This window comes from Streptomyces sp. NPDC087845, assembly GCF_044742755.1.
Lineage (GTDB): Bacteria > Actinomycetota > Actinomycetes > Streptomycetales > Streptomycetaceae > Streptomyces.
Genome location: NZ_JBIUVC010000002.1, coordinates 605,477 through 623,619 on the forward strand (window position 1 = coordinate 605,477; position 18,143 = coordinate 623,619).

Here is an 18,143-nt window from a genome sequence, read left to right on the forward strand (position 1 = left end):
ATCAGTCGGCGATGAGCCCTTCCCTGAGCTGGGCGAGCGTACGGGTCAGCAGGCGCGAGACGTGCATCTGCGAGATCCCGACCTCCTCGCCGATCTGCGACTGGGTCATGTTGGCGAAGAACCGCAGCATGATGATCTGGCGCTCGCGCGGCGGAAGCTTGGCCAGCAGCGGCTTGAGCGACTCGCGGTACTCGACGCCCTCCAGCGCCGAATCCTCGTACCCCAGCCGGTCCGCGAGGGAGCCCTCGCCGCCGTCGTCCTCGGGCGAGGGCGAGTCCAGCGAGGACGCGGTGTACGCGTTGCCGACGGCCAGGCCGTCGACCACGTCCTCCTCGGAGACACCGAGCGCCTTGGCCAGCTCCGGCACGGTCGGCGAGCGGTCGAGCTTCTGGGAGAGCTCGTCACTGGTCTTGGTCAGCGCGAGGCGCAGCTCCTGCAGGCGGCGCGGGACGCGCACGGACCACGAGGTGTCGCGGAAGAAACGCTTGATCTCCCCGACGACGGTCGGCATCGCGAACGTCGGGAATTCCACGCCCCGTTCGCAGTCGAACCGGTCGATCGCCTTGATCAGGCCGATCGTGCCGACCTGGACGATGTCCTCCATCGGCTCGTTGCGGCTGCGGAACCGCGCCGCCGCGTACCGCACCAGCGGGAGGTTGAGCTCGATGAGCGTGTCCCGTACATAGGCTCGCTCCGGGCTGTCCGTTCCGTCGGGGCCCGGTGCGGGCCCCAGCGCGGCGAGCCGCAGGAACAGCGAGCGGGACAGCGTGCGGGTGTCGATGGCTTCCGACGAGCTGGTGAGCACAACGGGTGCGGGTGCGCTCTTCGTGAGCGTGAGCACCTTCGAGCTGCCCTGTTCTGCGGACATGCCACCCCCTTGAGGTCGCGGACGGTCGCGTGGAGCCGCGACCATCGGAGGAACGCAGCCTCCACCTGAATACCGGAGGCGAGGCCACGGCAAACGCGGTTCCCGCAGAATGTCACATGTCGGCAACACGCTGTAGTGACATGTCGACAAGTCTTTGCGACATCCGCGCAGTTAACGGGGGGTGTGAGGCAATTCCAGCCGTCTGAACCGGACTTCGAGTGCTCTACCCGATCCGGTTAGGCTTCGATCCTGTTTGCGGATCGAAGTCGGGCGAAGCTGCGGGCCAGCAGCCTTGACACATGCATCTGGGAGACACCCAGTTCCGCACTGATCTGTGACTGGGTCAGATTGCTGTAGTAGCGCAGCAGCAGGATGCGCTGTTCGCGCTCGGGCAGCTGTACGAGCAGATGTCGGACCAGGTCGCGGTGCTCGACCCCGGCGAGGGCCGGGTCCTCGTAGCCGAGGCGGTCCAGCAGTCCGGGCAGCCCGTCGCCCTCCTGGGCGGCCTCCAGCGAGGTCGCGTGGTAGGAGCGGCCCGCCTCGATGCAGGCCAGCACCTCGTCCTCGGAGATCTTCAGCCGTTCGGCGATCTCCGCGGTGGTGGGCGAGCGGCCGTGAGCGGTCGTCAGGTCCTCGGTGGCGCCGGTGACCTGGACCCAGAGCTCGTGCAGCCGGCGGGGGACGTGGACGGTGCGCACATTGTCCCGGAAGTACCGCTTGATCTCGCCCACGACGGTCGGCATCGCGAAGGTCGGGAACTGGACACCGCGTTCGGGGTCGAAGCGGTCGATGGCGTTGATCAGGCCGATCGTGCCGACCTGGACGACGTCCTCCATCGGCTCGTTGCGGCTCCTGAAACGCGCCGCCGCATACCGCACGAGAGGGAGATTCGCCTCGATCAGCGCAGCCCGCACCCGGCCGTGCTCGGGAGTCCCCGGATCCAGGTTCTTGAGCTGCCCGAAAAGGACCTGGGTGAGCGCCCTGGTGTCCGCGCCCCTGGTCCTGGCGGGCGTCGCCGTGGTGCTGTCGGGAGTCTCTGTCTGGATCGTCTGGGTTGCTGGGGCCGTCTCGACACTCTGGACGGTCTGGGGAGGCACTTGAGGCGCTGTACTGGCCGGCACGGTGAGGCCACCCCTTTGCGGTCAACTTCGGTCAACTCATCCGTCAAAAGCGGTCATAGCATCACAAGACATGTCCACTGTGCGCAAGCACCGTATAGCGTCGTGTTGGGTTCAACTTGGTTTAAACACTAAAAAAAGCCCCTCACCGCAATGGTGAGGGGCTCGGGGGACCGGCTGCAGCAGGCGGAGCGGACGGATCAGAACGGATAGTCGGCAATCACCCAGGTGGCGAACTCGCGCCACTGGGCGGCGACCGCCTGATGGGCCGGATGCCCTACGTAGCGCTTCAGCGCGTCCTCGTCGACGACCGCGGAGTTGATGGCGAAGTCGTACGCGATCGGCCGGTCGGTGATGTTCCAGGCGCACTCCCAGAACTCCAGCTCGGGGATCTGCCCCTCCAGCTCCCGGAAGGCCTTCGCCCCGGCGACGACCCGCGGGTCGTCCCGCTCGACGCCGTCGTTCAGCTTGAACAGGACCAGATGGCGGATCATGGGGGTACTCCTACTTCACGAGCTCGGACATGAAGTCTCCGACGCCCTGCGCGGCACTCGAAACGCCCTCGAACCCTACCTGGACAAGATCCGCCGCCCGGGCCGGGGACGTGATGATCGTGTACAGCACGAAGACGACTACCACGTAGAGAGCTATCTTCTTCGCTTGCACCATCAGCCCCTGCCTCCCCTTCGATCCCCTGTGCAGTCGGCCGATTCTATCCGCACGTATGGCCGCATCCCCTGATGGTTCCGATCACTCACCTCGCCTTTAAGGACCAAGGGCCCGGCCATCGGGGTCCTTTGCCTGCTCGCGGGGCCCCTGCGAAGCCCCAGGATGGACGGTGAGCCCCGCGGATCCGGCAGGAAATCCGAGGGGCGAGGAACAGGACCTCACTGTGGGGCCCTCGCCGCGAGCTTCCCCCCTGACCGCGGCGAGGGCTTGAGTGGCCTGTTCTCATCGGGGGAAGCGGCTTGTCCCCCCGATGCCGCTTCCCCCGACCCGATCGCCCCCACCACGGCCTTCTTGGGCGAGGCCACCCCCGCGTGCGCGGGGACCATCCCACGGCGACCAGCACGTACGCGTCGGCCTGGGGGTCAACCCCGCGTGCGCGGGGACCACCTGTCCCAGCCGTAGCCGTCGGGGATGCCCCGGGGGCCACCCCCGCACGCGCGGGGACCACCCCCCACCCCTCCACAGAGGGGTGGGGGCGCCGGGACCACTGCGGCGCCCAAGCACATGCGGTACAGGTCGAGGGACCACCCCCGCACGCGCGGGGACCACGATGGCGCCGGGCTGGTCGAGGGCGTCGGGGTGGGACCACCCCCGCACGCGCGGGGACCACGTCCGTCAGGCCGGGAGCAAGGCGGAGGCGGCGGGACCACCCCCGCACGCGCGGGGACCACTCCACAGGGGCGATCCGGACATCCGGTGACGAGGGACCACCCCCGCACGCGCGGGGACCACCCGGGCCTGCCGAAGATGGCCTCGGCTTCGCGGGGACCACCCCCGCACGCGCGGGGACCACTCCGTGACCCGGTCGTCGACCGGGTACAGCGCGGGACCACCCCCGCACGCGCGGGGACCACATCACCACCCGCGACAGCTCCCCGCAGCGCACGGGACCACCCCCGCACGCGCGGGGACCACCCGTCGGTCATGGTGACGTCGGTGAGGACCCGGGGACCACCCCCGCACGCGCGGGGACCACATCCCCGCCCCCGGCCCGCACGGCACCGCGATGGGACCACCCCCGCACGCGCGGGGACCACCATGGCATGGCCATGCACCCCTGCGCCTCGTGGCTGTCCCGGCCGTAGTTGGGACCACCCCCGCACGCGCGGGGACCACCCTTCGTCCTGAGACTTGAACTTCGGCTTGTGGGGACCACCCCCGCACGCGCGGGGACCACCCGGACATTGGACGGGGCCTCTCTGCGTGATGGGGACCACCCCCGCACGCGCGGGGACCACCTGCACCCTGCCTCTCCTGGCCACGGCCGCCGGGGACCACCCCCGCACGCGCGGGGACCACGACGACGGCCTGTTCGACGGCGACCGTGCCGAGGGACCACCCCCGCACGCGCGGGGACCACATGACGCTGACGACAGCGACGTTTCGCGTGGCGGGACCACCCCCGCACGCGCAGGGACCACGGCGTGGGCCGAGTCGGTCCGGGCGTCCGGCGGGGACCACCCCCGCACGCGCGGGGACCACCGGTGGCCCGGCGGGGCAGGCTCGACCCTGGGGGGACCACCCCCGCACGCGCGGGGACCACCGGGCGACATGGTCGGGGTGGGCGTGCACATGGGGACCACCCCCGCACGCGCGGGGACCACACCGCCGCCGCCTCCGCGGCCGCGCAGACGACGGGACCACCCCCGCACGCGCGGGGACCACTCATACAGCGGCGGGTCCGGAAACTGTGTCGAGGGACCACCCCCGCACGCGCGGGGACCACCCGACGGCGGCAAGGGCCAGGTCTACCTGGTCGGGACCACCCCCGCACGCGCGGGGACCACATCTTGTCGGCCCCAGTAACGGAGGCCACCCTGGGACCACCCCCGCACGCGCGGGGACCACCACCAACGACCCCTCTCAGGAACTCGGTAACCGGGACCACCCCCGCACGCGCGGGGACCACCCCATGAAGATCCTGGTACTGGGTGGAACGTGGGGACCACCCCCGCACGCGCGGGGACCACTCGTAGCTCCACGGGAAGTCTGCCTGCCGGAAGGGACCACCCCCGCACGCGCGGGGACCACATCCGAAAGCTGTACGTATCCGGAGACCCGAAGGGACCACCCCCGCACGCGCGGGGACCACGACGCCAGCGGCCACGGACAGGACGACTGCCTGGGACCACCCCCGCACGCGCGGGGACCACTCCTGAGAGGTGTAGATGCCCTGCGCGACAAGGGGACCACCCCCGCACGCGCGGGGACCACGGACCCGCACCACCACGCAGAGGAGCCCCCATGGGACCACCCCCGCACGCGCGGGGACCACACCGGCCGGGTTCGGTTCACCTCCGGTGATCAGGGACCACCCCCGCACGCGCGGGGACCACCACCCGTACTCCACCGGTGTGTTCTCCCCGGTGGGACCACCCCCGCACGCGCGGGGACCACGGAGCGCCCAACGCAGCAAGATCACGTTACTTGGTGTGAAGGACCACCCCCGCACGCGCGGGGACCACCCGAGCTGATCGAGGCCAGCCGCCTGCCGGGCGGGACCACCCCCGCACGCGCGGGGACCACCGGTGGTGCTTGCAGAAGGCGCGGATCTCCTCGGGACCACCCCCGCACGCGCGGGGACCACTTGGCCTCCGCCTCCTGCGGCGTTCCGATCGCGGGACCACCCCCGCACGCGCGGGGACCACAGTTGTTGACCTGCGGTTCTATGCGGGCAGGGGCCTGTTCTTCCCCACTTGTTTGGATTCCGGCATAACCGACATGGTTTCCCTTTCTGCCCACCGGGCGAGAAACGAAGCGCATCGGCAGTCCTCCCGCCGCGCCCCGACAGACGCCGACCCGTAACCTGGCCTACCGCCCGCCGTATCTTCTCCGCTTGGATGCCTTGCTCCAGCCCTGGCGGGGGACGTCGGCCGGCTTCTGGGAGGTGTCGGGTGGGTTGCGGTTGGGGCGGTGGATCAGGGTGAGGCCCTCGTGGTCGGTCGGATGCCAGGCGTGGTCGTGGGTCTCGAAGGTGTAGCCCTGCTCATTTTTCGTCTGGTAGGCGAGCAAGGCGCGTCCCTGGCCCGCGTATTGGCGGACCTCGTTCCACAGCACGTCGCGGATGCGTGCGGACGGGGAGCCGAGGAAGACTCCGGGCGAGATCTCCAGCAGCCAGCGGGTGAGGAAGCCTCGTAGGCCGACCGGGCAGTTGGTGAGAACGATGACGGTCACCAGATGATCTCGCCGCCGTGGTTGCGGCCGCTCTCGACGTGGAGGTCCCCGTCCGACTGGAGGGTGACCCGGTCCTGTGGCGCGTCGTTCGCCTCGGCGGTGTCGCGGGTGCCGTCGTAGCCGAGCAGGTTCTTGATGTCCCGGACGCAGCGTTCGAGCAGGCCGGTCCGGTTGATGCGGTCGCGGAGCTTCCGGCGGGTCCGCGCCGCGACGTCCTCTTCCCCCTCGGCAGCAGCGTCGAACGCCGCGGGGATGGCGATCTCCGTCTTGTAGAAGTCCGCCACGTCCATGACGAAGGACCTCTCGTGCCCGGAGTGCACGAAGCCCAGTCCCGGAGAGCAGCCAAGAGCTGCGACCACGGAGTGGGAGACTCCGTACATGCATTGGGCCGCGGCCGTGACGGCCTGATTGGGAGCGTCTCCTGCCGAGAAGTCGTCGCGGTGGTACTCACGGCGGCGCCAGGGGACGCCCGTACGCAACGACTCCCGTTTGTAGCAGTCCCGCAGGCGCGTGCCCTCTTTGCCGAGGAGTTCCTTCCGCGTGCAGCCCGCCGTGTCCTCGTCCGGGAAGCGCAGGCGGTACATGGCCCGCGCCACGTCCAGGCGGGTGCGCCGGTTCGCCCAGGCGGTGGCCTGTGCCTCGATCAGACCCGAGGAACGCGTCAGGGCCCGCCCTCCTGCGTAATACCGCACGCCGTGCTCACCGACCCAGGCCACGCCGGCACCGGACTCGCCGAGGAGCGCCATCGCCTGGTGGGTGACGCGGGTTCCCGGGCCGAGCAGCAGCGTGCCGATGGTGGCGGACGGGATGTGCGTGACGCCGTCCGCGTCCTCCGCGGTGATCGCGTGGGAGTCCCGGTGCACCGTGCAACGTTCCAGGTAGACGAACGAGAGACGGTCTGCGATCCGGGTGAGTTCACGCGGTGAGGATGCTCCCCTGCGGCCGACCGTGCTCATGCCTTCCCCTGTACCGGGGCGAGCGTCATCAGGCCGCAGCCGTACGCCTTCGCCTTGCCCAGGCCGTGGGTGAGGGTGCGGCGGAAGAGGTCCGGTTTCGTGACGCGCAGGCGGCCGTCGAAGGTGACCTTCGTGATGCGTACGTCGTTCCTGCTCGTCTTCGCGGGGGGCCGGCGGAACTGCAACGGGATCTGGTCGCGGACGATCAGTTCGTACTCGTCCCCCTCGGGCAGCAGGCGGCGCTCCACCGGCTTCTGGACGATCTCGAATCCCGCGTCCTCCTGTCTCTTCAGCAGCCAGTCCATCTGGTGACGGGGGGTCCGGTGCGCGGCGCGCTTCGTCCGCTCACCTTCCTTGACGTACTGGTGGCGGATGTTGTGCACGGGGTTGGCGGTGAGCCTGAACCCCCAGGTGTCGCCCGGATGGAGAGCGGCGAGGAAGTCCTCGTACGCGAACGTCGTCCAGCCCGGTTCGTCCGAGGCCGGCCAGCCCGCCTGCTGGACCAGGCCGGTCAGATCGGGACGGGTGGGGCTGACGATGTACAGCAGTGTCTCGGAGGTTCCGTTGCGGTCCACCCGCCACAGCACCCGGGGACCCGATCCGTCCCGTGCGGGTGGCGTGGGAAAGGACATGTTCACCGCCCCGTGCATGCGGTGCGGTGAACCGAGCAACTGCCGGGCATCGGATCGTCCGGTGTTCACGCGGAAGCGGGTGAGGTACATCAGTCGGTCCTCGGTGTGACGGGCGTGAGCAGGGCGGTGGGCTCGTGCGGCGGGGGCGGGGGTGATTCGGGGCCGACGGGTACGGAGACATGCAGCGACCGGATGCCGCGCAGCCCGTACCGCCGGTGACGCGGATCGAAGCTCACCGGGAGATCGCGCAGCGTGACGTCCGGCCGAACCTCGGGCGGGCTGTCCAGCAGCAGATCCAGACGCGCCGCGTCGGACGCCGTCCCGCCCGTGCGCCGGAGGGACGCCGCGCGGCGCTCCCGATATCGCTCGGACGCTTCCCACTTCGCCTCGCGCAGGGCCTGCTCAAGGCCCTTGTCCAGCGGCTCCCCGATAGTGATCGGCTCCGAGGGCGGGCAGGAGCGGCGCCCCAGGTACGGCAGGAAGACGGGCTCCATCAGCGCCTCGTACAGCCGCTGCACGAGCGCCGCCTCGCCGCTCACACCCGCCACGAACACGGCGTCCGCCAGGTAGAAACGCTCCGACAGCGGCATGGCCTTGAGCGTGTCGCTGTGATGCGCCGTCTGGAAGTCCCGCAGCCGGGTGCCCGGCTGATCGATACGGACGCCGAACTCCAGCTCTGCCAGATCGGAGAGGTCGGCATCCCGTCTGCGCCCCTGGGCCGCGGCGAGGAGCCCGACCACTCCGCTCTTCGTCGGCGCGGTCTCGGTGGTGCGGCGCACGAAGCGGGCCGTGGACCCCCAGGACTGCAGGGGGCCAGCGAGCCGCATCAGCAGCACGCTCATGCCCCGGGCTCCGCAGTTGCCCTGTCCCGGTCGGCGGCCGCCGTCTCCGGCTGGAGCCGATCGACCACGGTGTCCCCCACGGCGGCCAGCAGCTCGGGCAGATTCACCCCGGTGCCCAGCCCGTCGAGCGCGCTCGTCTCGTCGCCCACCCGCAGCACCCAGCCCTGCCTGTTCCCGGCGAGGCCGTAACGGTCTTCCAGGTCCGGTACGAACGTGGCGAGCCGCTCGCAGGCATCCTGGAGGAATCCGCCGCTCTCCCCCATCGGAACCGGTCGTTCGAAGGCCCCGACGTAGCTGATCGGCCGCCGGGAACGGACCTTGACGATCACCGCAGCCGGCAGCGTCTGGTTGCCGAACGTGTTGATCTTCCCGGTCGGGAGCGAGGTGATGAAGCCTTCGAGGAACGCGGTGACCGCTCGCCGCGTGGGCTCCACCGGCCGGTCCTCGTCGTCTCCGCCGCTGCCCAGGTTCTCCTGGAGACGGTTCACGTCGACGGCCGCGTACCGGTACAGAGTCGCGGAGTTGAAGTCGACCGTGCCGATCATCCCGGCACCCGGCTCGGCGGCTGTGTTCCTGTCGTCGACCGCCGTGTAGTAGTCCGACTCGACTTCCACCGGGTGAACACTCAGTGCGTGGGCGACCTGCACGGCCGCGTCCACGCTCAGGTCGGCCGAGTCCGCGACCATGCGCCCGAACAGCGAGATATCCACGGAGTGTTCGGTGTCGGCGGCCTGCTTGGCCCGGTCCTTGTTCGCCTTGACCTTGAAGAAGTCCTTGAGCGCCTTGACGTCACCGCCCTTGCCTCCCTCGACCGCGAGAGCAGCGAGGGCGTTGAACTGCCGATCGCTCAGGAACATGAGGTATCCGGATTCCCCGGCGGGCTCCCCGCCCTCATCGTCCTTGCTCTTGCGCTTGGGCACGGTGATCTTCGAACCGGTCGCCGTGGAGATCGTCTCGGCGGCCAGCTCCAGCGCGGCGGCGCGGGTCAGCGACGGTTCGAGTCTCTGGACGCGCCCCGCGAGCTCCTCCGCGACCTTCTTGGTACGGATGCCCAGTTCGGACTTGTCGAGCAGCTCGCTGAACGCCGCGCGGGTGGCCCGCTTCCATGCCTGACTGGACACCCGGGAACGCTGCACACCGCCGTACGTTGCCGACTTCGGCGCCCCCGTGTCATCGCGGTTCAGATTGCTCGGCGGGACGGTCTGGAGGATATGGATGTCAAGAATCGTCCTGGTCACGCGTTTTCAAATCCTCTGTTAGGTAAGGCAGTTCGTGAAGTAGGAGGCGTCTTGCCGAGGCAGGGCGGGTCGGTCGCCGAGGCGCGGTGAGGGCGGTGAAGTCAGGAGACGTCACTCCCCGGCCGCGTACCCGCCGTACGTTCCCTCCTCGTCCGCACCCAAATTCGGGTCGATCGCGTCGTCCCCCTCGGCGCCGGATGTCTGCCCCTTCTTGGCGCGAGAGGCAGTGGCAGCCAGGTGGAACTCGCGCCCCCACTCGCGCTGCACACCGGCACGCTCGGGCCGGTGCTGCCATCGGTAGAGCTGACCGGCCAGGCGCGCGTAGTCGAGGGGGAGCGGCTCCGGTGCGGTGCGCAGGAGCAGCACGATCTCCCTGAGCCGCACGGCGACCGAGTCGAGCGACTCGGCCGTACCGACGCGGACCAGGCGCTTGCGCAGGGGGGATTCCTCGTCGTCCGTCCCCGGTGAGTCCTTCAGCCGGATCAGCGAGCGGACCGCGCCGCCGAGGCTGCGGCCCTTGGCATACATGCCTTGGTCACGGCGGGATTGCTGATGCAGTGCCCACAGCGTCGAGGTGAGAAAGACCGCCTCCTCGGCCTTCTCAAGGCGGTCGGAGTCGTGCCTCCCCTCCAGCAGTTCGGCAAGATCCTCCAGAGCGCCGATTCCCCACAGGTCCTTGACCTGGTGCGCTCTCTTTCCCGCACCACGGCGCAGCCGGGCAAGTTCTGCCACGGCCGCCGGCTGATCTCCGAGATAGCGGGGCTGGAGTTGCGCGATGTATGTACGCGTCGCTTGTTCGACCAGTTTCTGGATTGATGGTTCCTTCGTCTGCTTGCCCGGTCGTTGGCCCGAAGCGGTGGTCATGAGACTCCCCCCGGAGGGTTGTCGTCGGGATACGGGCCGGCGGACGGGCCCGGCTGTTGGTACGGCAGTGACGGTTCAGGCGCCTTCGGCAGCACCTTGTTCATCCGGGTCCGGAACCACAGATCCGCCCGTGAGCTGTCGATCCAGCGCTTCCCGACCCCAGGCAGCTCCACCACCCGGCCTTCCGCTGCCGCCCGGCCCGCGCTGTCGAGAAGCTCTCGGCCGAGGTCGAGAACGATGCGACGGGCGTCGGCCTGCCATGCCGCGCGCGCGGCATCCGGGTCCGCTTCCTTCCCGAGGTCCACCAGCCAGCGTCGGTACGGTCCGTCGAGTGCCCCGAACCCCAGATCGCGCACGGTGTTCGTGGCCGGACCGGGCGGCGAACCCGTCGCGCGCGCGAGATTTCCGGCCAGGTGCCCCAGCGCCGACACGGCCCGCTCCGCGTCCGCGACCGCGCCCACCGCCGCCGCGCCGTGCAGCGGGCGGTGCTCGTGGAGCAGAACGACCGGCAGGGTGACCCCGTCGTCGACCACCTCGTCCACCACGGACTGCTGCGTCCCGTACACCGCGCCGACGAGCCGGGTCCGGATCAGCGACTTCTCGGGCAGAACGCCTTCGTTGGAGAGCATGGACAGCCACCGCACCACGCCGGACGGCTTGCTCTCGTCCGTACCCCGGCCCGATGTCCCGGGGTCCGACCCCTGCGCGTACAGCAGACTCGCGAGACCCCGCCAGGCGGCCCGGCTCGGATCGTGCTGACGCGGTAGGTAGACCAGCGGGCGGCCCAGCTTTTTCTCCTGCGCCCGGCTGCGCCGCCAACCGGTCATGGGTTCCGCCTTCCACCGATTGGCGGGCGTGAGCGGATCGCCGTATCCGAGGACGACCCCCGTGACGTCATCGCCCTCGGTGTGCAGGAGCAGCCGCCGGGACTGCCAGGTGTAGAGGTCACGCGGACCTGCGGGACGGGGTACGGACGGGTCGTCCTCCAGCACCCCGGGGCCAGGAGGCGTCTCGCGGCGCCAGACCGGGAGGTCGGCCTCCCGGCCCGCCGCCGAATCCAGGATGTCCTCCTGTGTCGGGATCAGGTTCAGCAGCAGCGTCTCGCGCAGCGTGTGCCCTTCGGCCTGGACGCCACCGAGCGCGCCCGCCCATCCGACTCCCTGGGGATAGACCTTCCCGCCCTTTTCCCGATCGTCGCCCTCCATCCCGGACTTGATGCCGGACGAGTCGTAGGCGTGGGTGTGCACCAGCCACCGGGCCGCCTCGGCAAGGCTCAGCCGGTCCACGCCCGGCCGGCGCATCGAGAAGAACGCCTCCCCGTTGGGTACGTCGGCGACGATCCGGTTCAGCGGGGCGACCTCGTGCTTCGACGTGTGCAATCCGGCGACCTGGAAGAACGGACGCTCGGGATGGAGCAGGTCGAAGCGCTCACGGTGACGGTCGAGGTAGTCCGCGACGACGGCGAGGGACTTCTCGTCGTGCCACAGCTCCTCCCAGTCCTCCAGCTCGGTAGGGGCCCCGGCTTTCCCGCCCCCTGCCTCGTCGAGTGCGTCGTACAGGATCGCCAGCAGCAGCCGCAGCAGAGCGAACTCCTGGGTGGGCAGATCACCCACCAGCCGCCGCAGCATGTGGGCCTGCGCGAAGACGTCCGTCAGCGACAGCTCGTCCATCGTGCCGTCGCCGCGCTGTACGGGCAGCCAGGGCCGGGAGACCAGGTCGAAGGAGGGCGACATCGGTTCGAGCCCCTTTGCTGCGCGCGTGCCGACGGAACCCACCCGGAGTCCGTCATCGGCGCTGTAGTGGATTTCCAAGCCTGACAGGCGGGTCTGACAACGCTCGTCGAGGACGAGCAGCAACTCACCCGCCAACCAGGGGCATTCCTTCACCTGCCAGGCCGGAACGACGAATCGCTCCAGCTCGGAGATGGTCCGGTCGATCACGCCGGGATGTGTCAGGGAGCGAGGCAGCGTCAGCGCGCTCGCGGCGACCGCCTCGGCGGCCCGGCGTACCGGAGGCGCATGCTCCGGGAGGTCCAGTCCGCCGCGTCCGCCGCCGAGCCAGCCCACCGTCGTCAGCCGGCCGTCCTCCCGACGCTGGACGACGAGTACCTCCAGGGTCTCCTCGCTGTCCCGTACCTGTGCCCGCCCGGTGCGGCTGTCGTCGGCGTCGCCGGCATTGCCGTCCAGCCAGCCGATGACCGCCCGCCCGGCCCGCCGTACCGGAGCGAGCCGGAACGCGTTCGCGCGCTCCCGCTTCTCCGCGAGTTGCTTCAGATACTTCCGCCGGGCGTCGGCCAGCACGGGTGCCCAGTGTTCCGGCCCGGTCGGCCGATCGTCGTAGGCGGCCTGAACCAGCGGGCTGATGTGGTCCGGCAGCACCAGCGGGGCGCCATCGAGGTGCGGGCCCAGCACGGCGAGCGACCGGAGGAGGGTGTGCGCTCCCTGGTACACCGCGAGCGAGCCGCGTACGGGTACCGGCGGGTCGGCGCCCCAGTCCTCCACCCCCGTCACCAGACAACGGGCCTTCGCCAGAAGCGGCGGACGCGTACGGGGATGGCGGTGCAGCCGCCCCATGCGCTGGAGCATCAGGTCCACGGGCGCCAGGTCGGTGACCAGGAGGTCGAAGTCGATGTCGAGCGACTGCTCGACGACCTGGCTGGCCACGACGATGTGCGGCCCGGCGGGCCGGTCGCCGCCGGGCCCGAACCGTTCGCGCAGGTCCGTGTCCTTGCGGGCCCGGTCGGCGGCGAGGAACCGGGAATGGGCGACGGTCACGGCCTCCGCGCCGAAGCGCTTCCGCAGATACGCGGCGGCCTCCAGTACCCGGTCGACGGTGTTGCGCACGACCAGCGCGCATCCCCCGTCCCGCAGCTCGCGCTCCAGCCGCCCTGCCAGCGCCGGGAGGTCGTCGTCGAGTCGTTCCACCGTCACTTCGGTGCGGCGCCCCGAGGCCGGCTCGGGCCGAGTGGTGCGGGCGACACCTCCGGGCGCGACGGCGGTGATCAACGGGTAGGCGTCATCCGGGAGATGCAGCGCATCGGCCAGCTCGGCCGTCTCCTCCCCGGCATAGGCGGCGGCCAACTCCCGCCGTCTCACCGCCGGAAGGGTCGCGGAGAGCATCACCACCGGCACCCGGTAGGCGGCCAGCCACTCCAGTACCCGGTCGAGATAGGTGTTCATGTACGCGTCGTAGGCGTGGACTTCGTCGATCACGACGACCTTGCCCGCGACGGCCAGGTGCCGCAGCGCCAGATGCCGGCTCTTGAGCCCCGCGAAGAGCACCTGGTCGATGGTGCCCACCGCGAAGGAGGCGAGCAGAGCCTTCTTGCGTCCGCGCAGCCACTGGTGGGCGTGCAGTTCGGCAGGGTGGGAGGGGTCGGCCGCCCCGGGACTGGACATCTCCTCGCAACCGTCCAGTTCGACGGCGGCGATGGTACGGTTTCCCGCCTTCGTCATCCCGGCCCACACCTCGTTGAGCGCGGCCTTGGCATGGGCAAGGACGACGGACAGCGGGCCGCCCGAGGGCAGACGGTCCAGCCAGCTCAGCAGCCGGGGGAACATGGCGTCGCCGGTGGCCCGGGTCGGCAGCGCGACCAGGCAGCCTCCGGCTCCGGTGCGCGCCGCCAGGATCTCCGCCGCCGCGAACGCCGCCTCGGTCTTGCCCTCGCCCATCGGCGCCTCGATGATCAGCAGCCCGGCGGCGGGCATGCTCCGCGCCATCCGTACGGCTTCCTCCTGTACGGGCCTGATCCGGGCGCCGTCCGGCAGGTCGAAGCGGTTCCGGAACAACTCGGCCGCGTCCTGTTCCGGCTCCTCCGGCCGCCACGGCCCCGGCAGATCCAGCCCCGTCCAGGCGGCATCGAGCCGCCTGGCCTCACCGTCCTTTCCTTCCCTCGGCGACCAGGACGAGGGGTCGTACGGGAACAGCTCGGACGAGCTGGCGATCCAGTCGGAGACGATCACGATCGCCGTCAGCACCACCTGGACAGGTTGTGGCAGCCGCACGGACTGCCACTCCGCGAACCGTCCCTCCACCCCGGCCCGCCGCGCACACGCGTCCATCAACTCGTACTGCACCGAGCGCCAGACGGCCTCGCTGTCCCCTTGTGTGCGCAACAGCCGGGGATGGAGCCCGAGGTCGTGGATCTGCTGGTGATCGGGCGGCGTCCCGTGGTGCCCACCCGCCACGACGGCGAACTGACCGGACGCCCGCCCACTCCAGCCGAACCGCTCGGACAGCCACTCCTGGATGAGGAACTGACCGGCCAGCCCGTGCGGGGCCATGCGGCGGTCTTCGCCGAACTGCTTCTGGTCCGGCATGTCGAGCCCGGCCCTTCGCATGCGGTGGGCAAGCCCCTCCACCTGACACGCGAAGGCGGGTGTCGCCTTGCCGATGTCGTGGACACAGGCCAGGTAGACGGCGAGCCGACGGGCATCCACCGCGCCTTGGGGGAGGGAGGCCGCGACGAGCGCCTTCACGTTCTCGGGCACCCACGCGTCCCACAGCCGGCCGGCGACGGCGGCACTGTCCGCCATGTGCCGCCACAAGGGGAGCCACTCCTCGGTCGCCCGGTCGTGCTTGCCCCAGGCTGTCCGCGCTGCGGGGGACAACTTGTTGTAAGCCGTGGGGACGTCGGGGTGGTCATGGCTCATGGCTGTATTTGACATGGGTGGCTGGCGTTCATGTGTCGGATTCCGAAATGGATCGGAACTGACCGATCGTGAGCGAATGTTTTATTCATCGAGCGGCGCAGGCGCGAGGTGGGGGAGGTCGGGTACTGCGAGAGTCTTGCCCGAGGTCGGTCGCCGCGGTCTTGGAGGCGGGGACGGCTTGGTGAGCGCGCGACAGCAGCTGCCCTGCGTCGGTGCGACTGCAGGGGTGTCCCCGCTAGTGCCAACTCACCGGAGCAAGCGCACCCGGAATGGTCCGCCGGTCCATCCGGCGGACCGCTACGAGGATCCGGGGCTCAGCTGGCTGATGGGACAGAGGGGCGGAGCCTGCGCGGCCAGCAGCCTCTGCTGCGGGGGTGAAGAAGGACGATCACGACGATCACTGTCGCCCCCCAGCCCCAGATTTCGGGGCCGGCGAGGGCTGGGGGTACGAGTAGACCGCCTGAGATCACGGCGAGGGTGAGCTGCGAAGCATCCAGCACATCTCGACTCTGTTCGGCGGGGGCTGTCGGCATTAACATTTGCCACACTCCTTGTGTGTTGATGAGCGCTCAGGGGTGAACCGGGCTCCACTTCCCGCTGGCACGGGGAGCTGATGGGTCCGGTTTTTTCTATGTACGGACTTCAACTCGTCGTCTCGGCACGGCTGTTCGGCGCTGACGCTCTCTGTACCGTACGGCCTCAGGCCTGCCATGGTCTACTCGATCTTGAAAGTTCTCGTTAGTAAGGATCGATGACCCAAAAGCGGCCAAATCGCCCTCGCTCACGCAATCGGTTTCCCCAGTTGCGAATAAGAGTGTCTTCGCTCTGATCAGGGAAAACGTTGCCCTGTAGCCCCGCGAAGGCGGGGAACACTCACTCGCACTCTCGCGTCAACGGTTGCCCCAGGGGGCATCCCCGCGTGCGCGGGGACCATGACGACGACTCCATAATGCCTCACCGTGTGGCGGACCCACCCCTGCGCGCGGAGACCGTGAACAGTTCCTGGGCTTCTGATGCGGCCTGCATGGGACCACACCGCATGCGCGGGGACCATCGGTACGAGAGGGGCCCAGGGAGGCCGCATCAGGGACCAACCCCGCACGCGCGGGGACCACTCCAGATCGTTGAGCATCTCCTCGTCGGCGATGGGACCAACCCCGCATGCGCGGGGACCACCGGGCCCGGCTGCTGTCCGTGGGCGGCGGCGAGGGACCAACCCCGCATGCGCGGGGACCACTACCGCCGTCACCGCGCCGACGGTGGCCGAGCGGGACCAACCCCGCACGCGCGGGGACCACAAGCAAGGTCTTGGACGGAGTAGGTCGGACTGGGGACCAACCCCGCACGCGCGGGGACCACTCCGCCCTGCGTCGCTCCTCGGCAGCGCGCTGGGGACCAACCCCGCACGCGCGGGGACCACAAGCAAGGTCTTGGACGGAGTAGGTCGGACTGGGGACCAACCCCGCACGCGCGGGGACCACGGTGAGAAGGAGGGCATGGACCTGGGCAAGCAGGGACCAACCCCGCACGCGCGGGGACCACATCGGGCCGGGCGAAGGGACCTACGCCCGCCTGGGACCAACCCCGCACGCGCGGGGACCACCAATGAGCATCGTGTCGGACATAACAGAGGTAGGGACCGACCCCGCACGCGCGGGGACCACCGGACCTTCGGCGCCCACACGCCTTGCGCGCGGGGACCAACCCCGCACGCGCGGGGACCACTACAACACGGCCGGCGCCGACATCACCGACGAGGGACCAGCCCCGCATGCGCGGGGACCACGTAGGTGGGGTTCGCCATGCGCTGCTGGTGGAGGGACCAACCCCGCATGCGCGGGGACCACGTCGGGCTCCAGGTCAGCAACCCCGACGGCTTGGGACCAACCCCGCATGCGCGGGGACCACGTCGTGCTCAACCAGGCCGAGGCTGAGGAGAAGGGACCAACCCCGCATGCGCGGGGACCACGACGAGCGGGAGCGGATCGGGCAGGCGGTCACGGGACCAACCCCGCATGCGCGGGGACCACGTCCGGCGGAGCAAGGTTCTGCCTGCCGTGCGGGGACCAACCCCGCATGCGCGGGGACCACGTCCGGGCCGCCCGGCGCACGCCGGTGAGCGGGGGACCAACCCCGCATGCGCGGGGACCACGCGGGCTGGCTGCCCTGGGCCTCGCGAATCTTGGGACCAACCCCGCATGCGCGGGGACCACCCCGCCCCGTTCCGAAGCCCGCCGTGCGCAAGGGGACCAACCCCGCATGCGCGGGGACCACATGACGCTCTGGACCATGTCGGTCATGCCGGCGGGACCAACCCCGCATGCGCGGGGACCACCCTTCCAGACTCCCGGTGTTTCGCCTCACCCGGGGACCAACCCCGCATGCGCGGGGACCACTGGAGAAGGAAGGACGGGACGGGACGGGGTGCCGGGACCAACCCCGCATGCGCGGGGACCACCGCCACCACGAGCGTGGGACAGCTGTAACCAGGGGACCAACCCCGCATGCGCGGGGACCACGCTGAACGGAACCACCCCGAGCTGATCCAGAGGGGACCAACCCCGCATGCGCGGGGACCACTAGAGGAGCTGAGAGTGCGCCTCGTCAGCAGCGGGACCAACCCCGCATGCGCGGGGACCACCACTTCGGGCAGAGGGTCTTGCGCAGCGCCTCGGGACCAACCCCGCATGCGCGGGGACCACCTCAAGGAGAAGATCTGGGCACTCCAGGCGCTGGGACCAACCCCGCATGCGCGGGGACCACCTAATTTGCCCCTGACCTGCTGCGAGTCTCGGGGGACCAACCCCGCATGCGCGGGGACCACGCCTCGCGGACCTCGCCGAGCGGGACGGCGAGGGGACCAACCCCGCATGCGCGGGGACCACAAGGGGAGACGGTACCTCTCAGCAAGGAAAAGAGGACCAACCCCGCATGCGCGGGGACCACGCCCAGACGGTGCCGTGGGTGGTGAAGACGAGGGGACCAACCCCGCATGCGCGGGGACCACCACCCATGCCTCTGAGGTTCATGACTGGTGTCGGGACCAACCCCGCATGCGCGGGGACCACTT

The 18,143-nt window shown here is 70.1% G+C and carries 11 protein-coding genes and 2 CRISPR repeat arrays (1 of these 13 cut by a window edge); all 11 genes read right to left on the reverse strand.

Translation table 11 applies throughout. The features are described from left to right. Position 1 precedes the first annotated feature (1 nt). Complete coding sequence (locus ACIOMQ_RS08360) at positions 2-868, reverse strand: RNA polymerase sigma factor SigF (RefSeq protein WP_362201429.1); 867 nt, start codon at positions 866-868, stop codon at positions 2-4. A 236-nt stretch (positions 869-1,104) separates the two neighbouring features. Beyond that, complete coding sequence (locus ACIOMQ_RS08365) at positions 1,105-1,989, reverse strand: RNA polymerase sigma factor SigF (protein ID WP_401261857.1); 885 nt, start codon at positions 1,987-1,989, stop codon at positions 1,105-1,107. A gap of 197 nt (positions 1,990-2,186) precedes the next feature. Beyond that, positions 2,187-2,480, reverse strand: a complete 294-nt coding sequence (locus ACIOMQ_RS08370; protein WP_362201422.1) for a Dabb family protein — start codon at positions 2,478-2,480, stop codon at positions 2,187-2,189. A gap of 10 nt (positions 2,481-2,490) precedes the next feature. Next, positions 2,491-2,655, reverse strand: coding sequence for a hypothetical protein (locus tag ACIOMQ_RS08375; RefSeq protein WP_356481987.1), 165 nt, complete (start codon positions 2,653-2,655; stop codon positions 2,491-2,493). A 580-nt stretch (positions 2,656-3,235) separates the two neighbouring features. After that, positions 3,236-5,363: a CRISPR direct-repeat array (repeat unit 29 nt; unit sequence GGGACCACCCCCGCACGCGCGGGGACCAC). Between the two features lie 163 nt (positions 5,364-5,526). After that, complete coding sequence (cas2e, locus tag ACIOMQ_RS08380; RefSeq protein WP_402188265.1) at positions 5,527-5,889, reverse strand: type I-E CRISPR-associated endoribonuclease Cas2e; 363 nt, start codon at positions 5,887-5,889, stop codon at positions 5,527-5,529. Beyond that, a complete protein-coding gene (cas1e, locus tag ACIOMQ_RS08385) occupies positions 5,886-6,845 on the reverse strand; it encodes a type I-E CRISPR-associated endonuclease Cas1e (RefSeq protein ID WP_401939504.1) in 960 nt (319 codons plus the stop codon). Before cas1e ends, cas2e begins: the two co-directional genes overlap by 4 nt. Beyond that, on the reverse strand, positions 6,842-7,567 hold the full coding sequence (cas6e, locus tag ACIOMQ_RS08390) for a type I-E CRISPR-associated protein Cas6/Cse3/CasE (RefSeq protein WP_362201410.1): 726 nt from the start codon (positions 7,565-7,567) through the stop codon (positions 6,842-6,844). Before cas6e ends, cas1e begins: the two co-directional genes overlap by 4 nt. Then, on the reverse strand, positions 7,567-8,319 hold the full coding sequence (cas5e, locus tag ACIOMQ_RS08395) for a type I-E CRISPR-associated protein Cas5/CasD (protein ID WP_362201407.1): 753 nt from the start codon (positions 8,317-8,319) through the stop codon (positions 7,567-7,569). The genes cas6e and cas5e overlap by 1 nt, the downstream gene beginning before the upstream one ends. After that, positions 8,316-9,557, reverse strand: coding sequence for a type I-E CRISPR-associated protein Cas7/Cse4/CasC (gene cas7e, locus ACIOMQ_RS08400; protein WP_362201404.1), 1,242 nt, complete (start codon positions 9,555-9,557; stop codon positions 8,316-8,318). Before cas7e ends, cas5e begins: the two co-directional genes overlap by 4 nt. Positions 9,558-9,668: 111 nt before the next feature. Continuing rightward, positions 9,669-10,421, reverse strand: a complete 753-nt coding sequence (gene casB, locus ACIOMQ_RS08405; protein ID WP_402188268.1) for a type I-E CRISPR-associated protein Cse2/CasB — start codon at positions 10,419-10,421, stop codon at positions 9,669-9,671. Then, a complete protein-coding gene (gene casA, locus ACIOMQ_RS08410) occupies positions 10,418-15,073 on the reverse strand; it encodes a type I-E CRISPR-associated protein Cse1/CasA (RefSeq protein ID WP_402188270.1) in 4,656 nt (1,551 codons plus the stop codon). The genes casB and casA overlap by 4 nt, the downstream gene beginning before the upstream one ends. A gap of 964 nt (positions 15,074-16,037) precedes the next feature. Beyond that, positions 16,038-18,143: a CRISPR direct-repeat array (repeat unit 29 nt; unit sequence GGGACCAACCCCGCATGCGCGGGGACCAC); it runs 120 nt beyond the window's last position.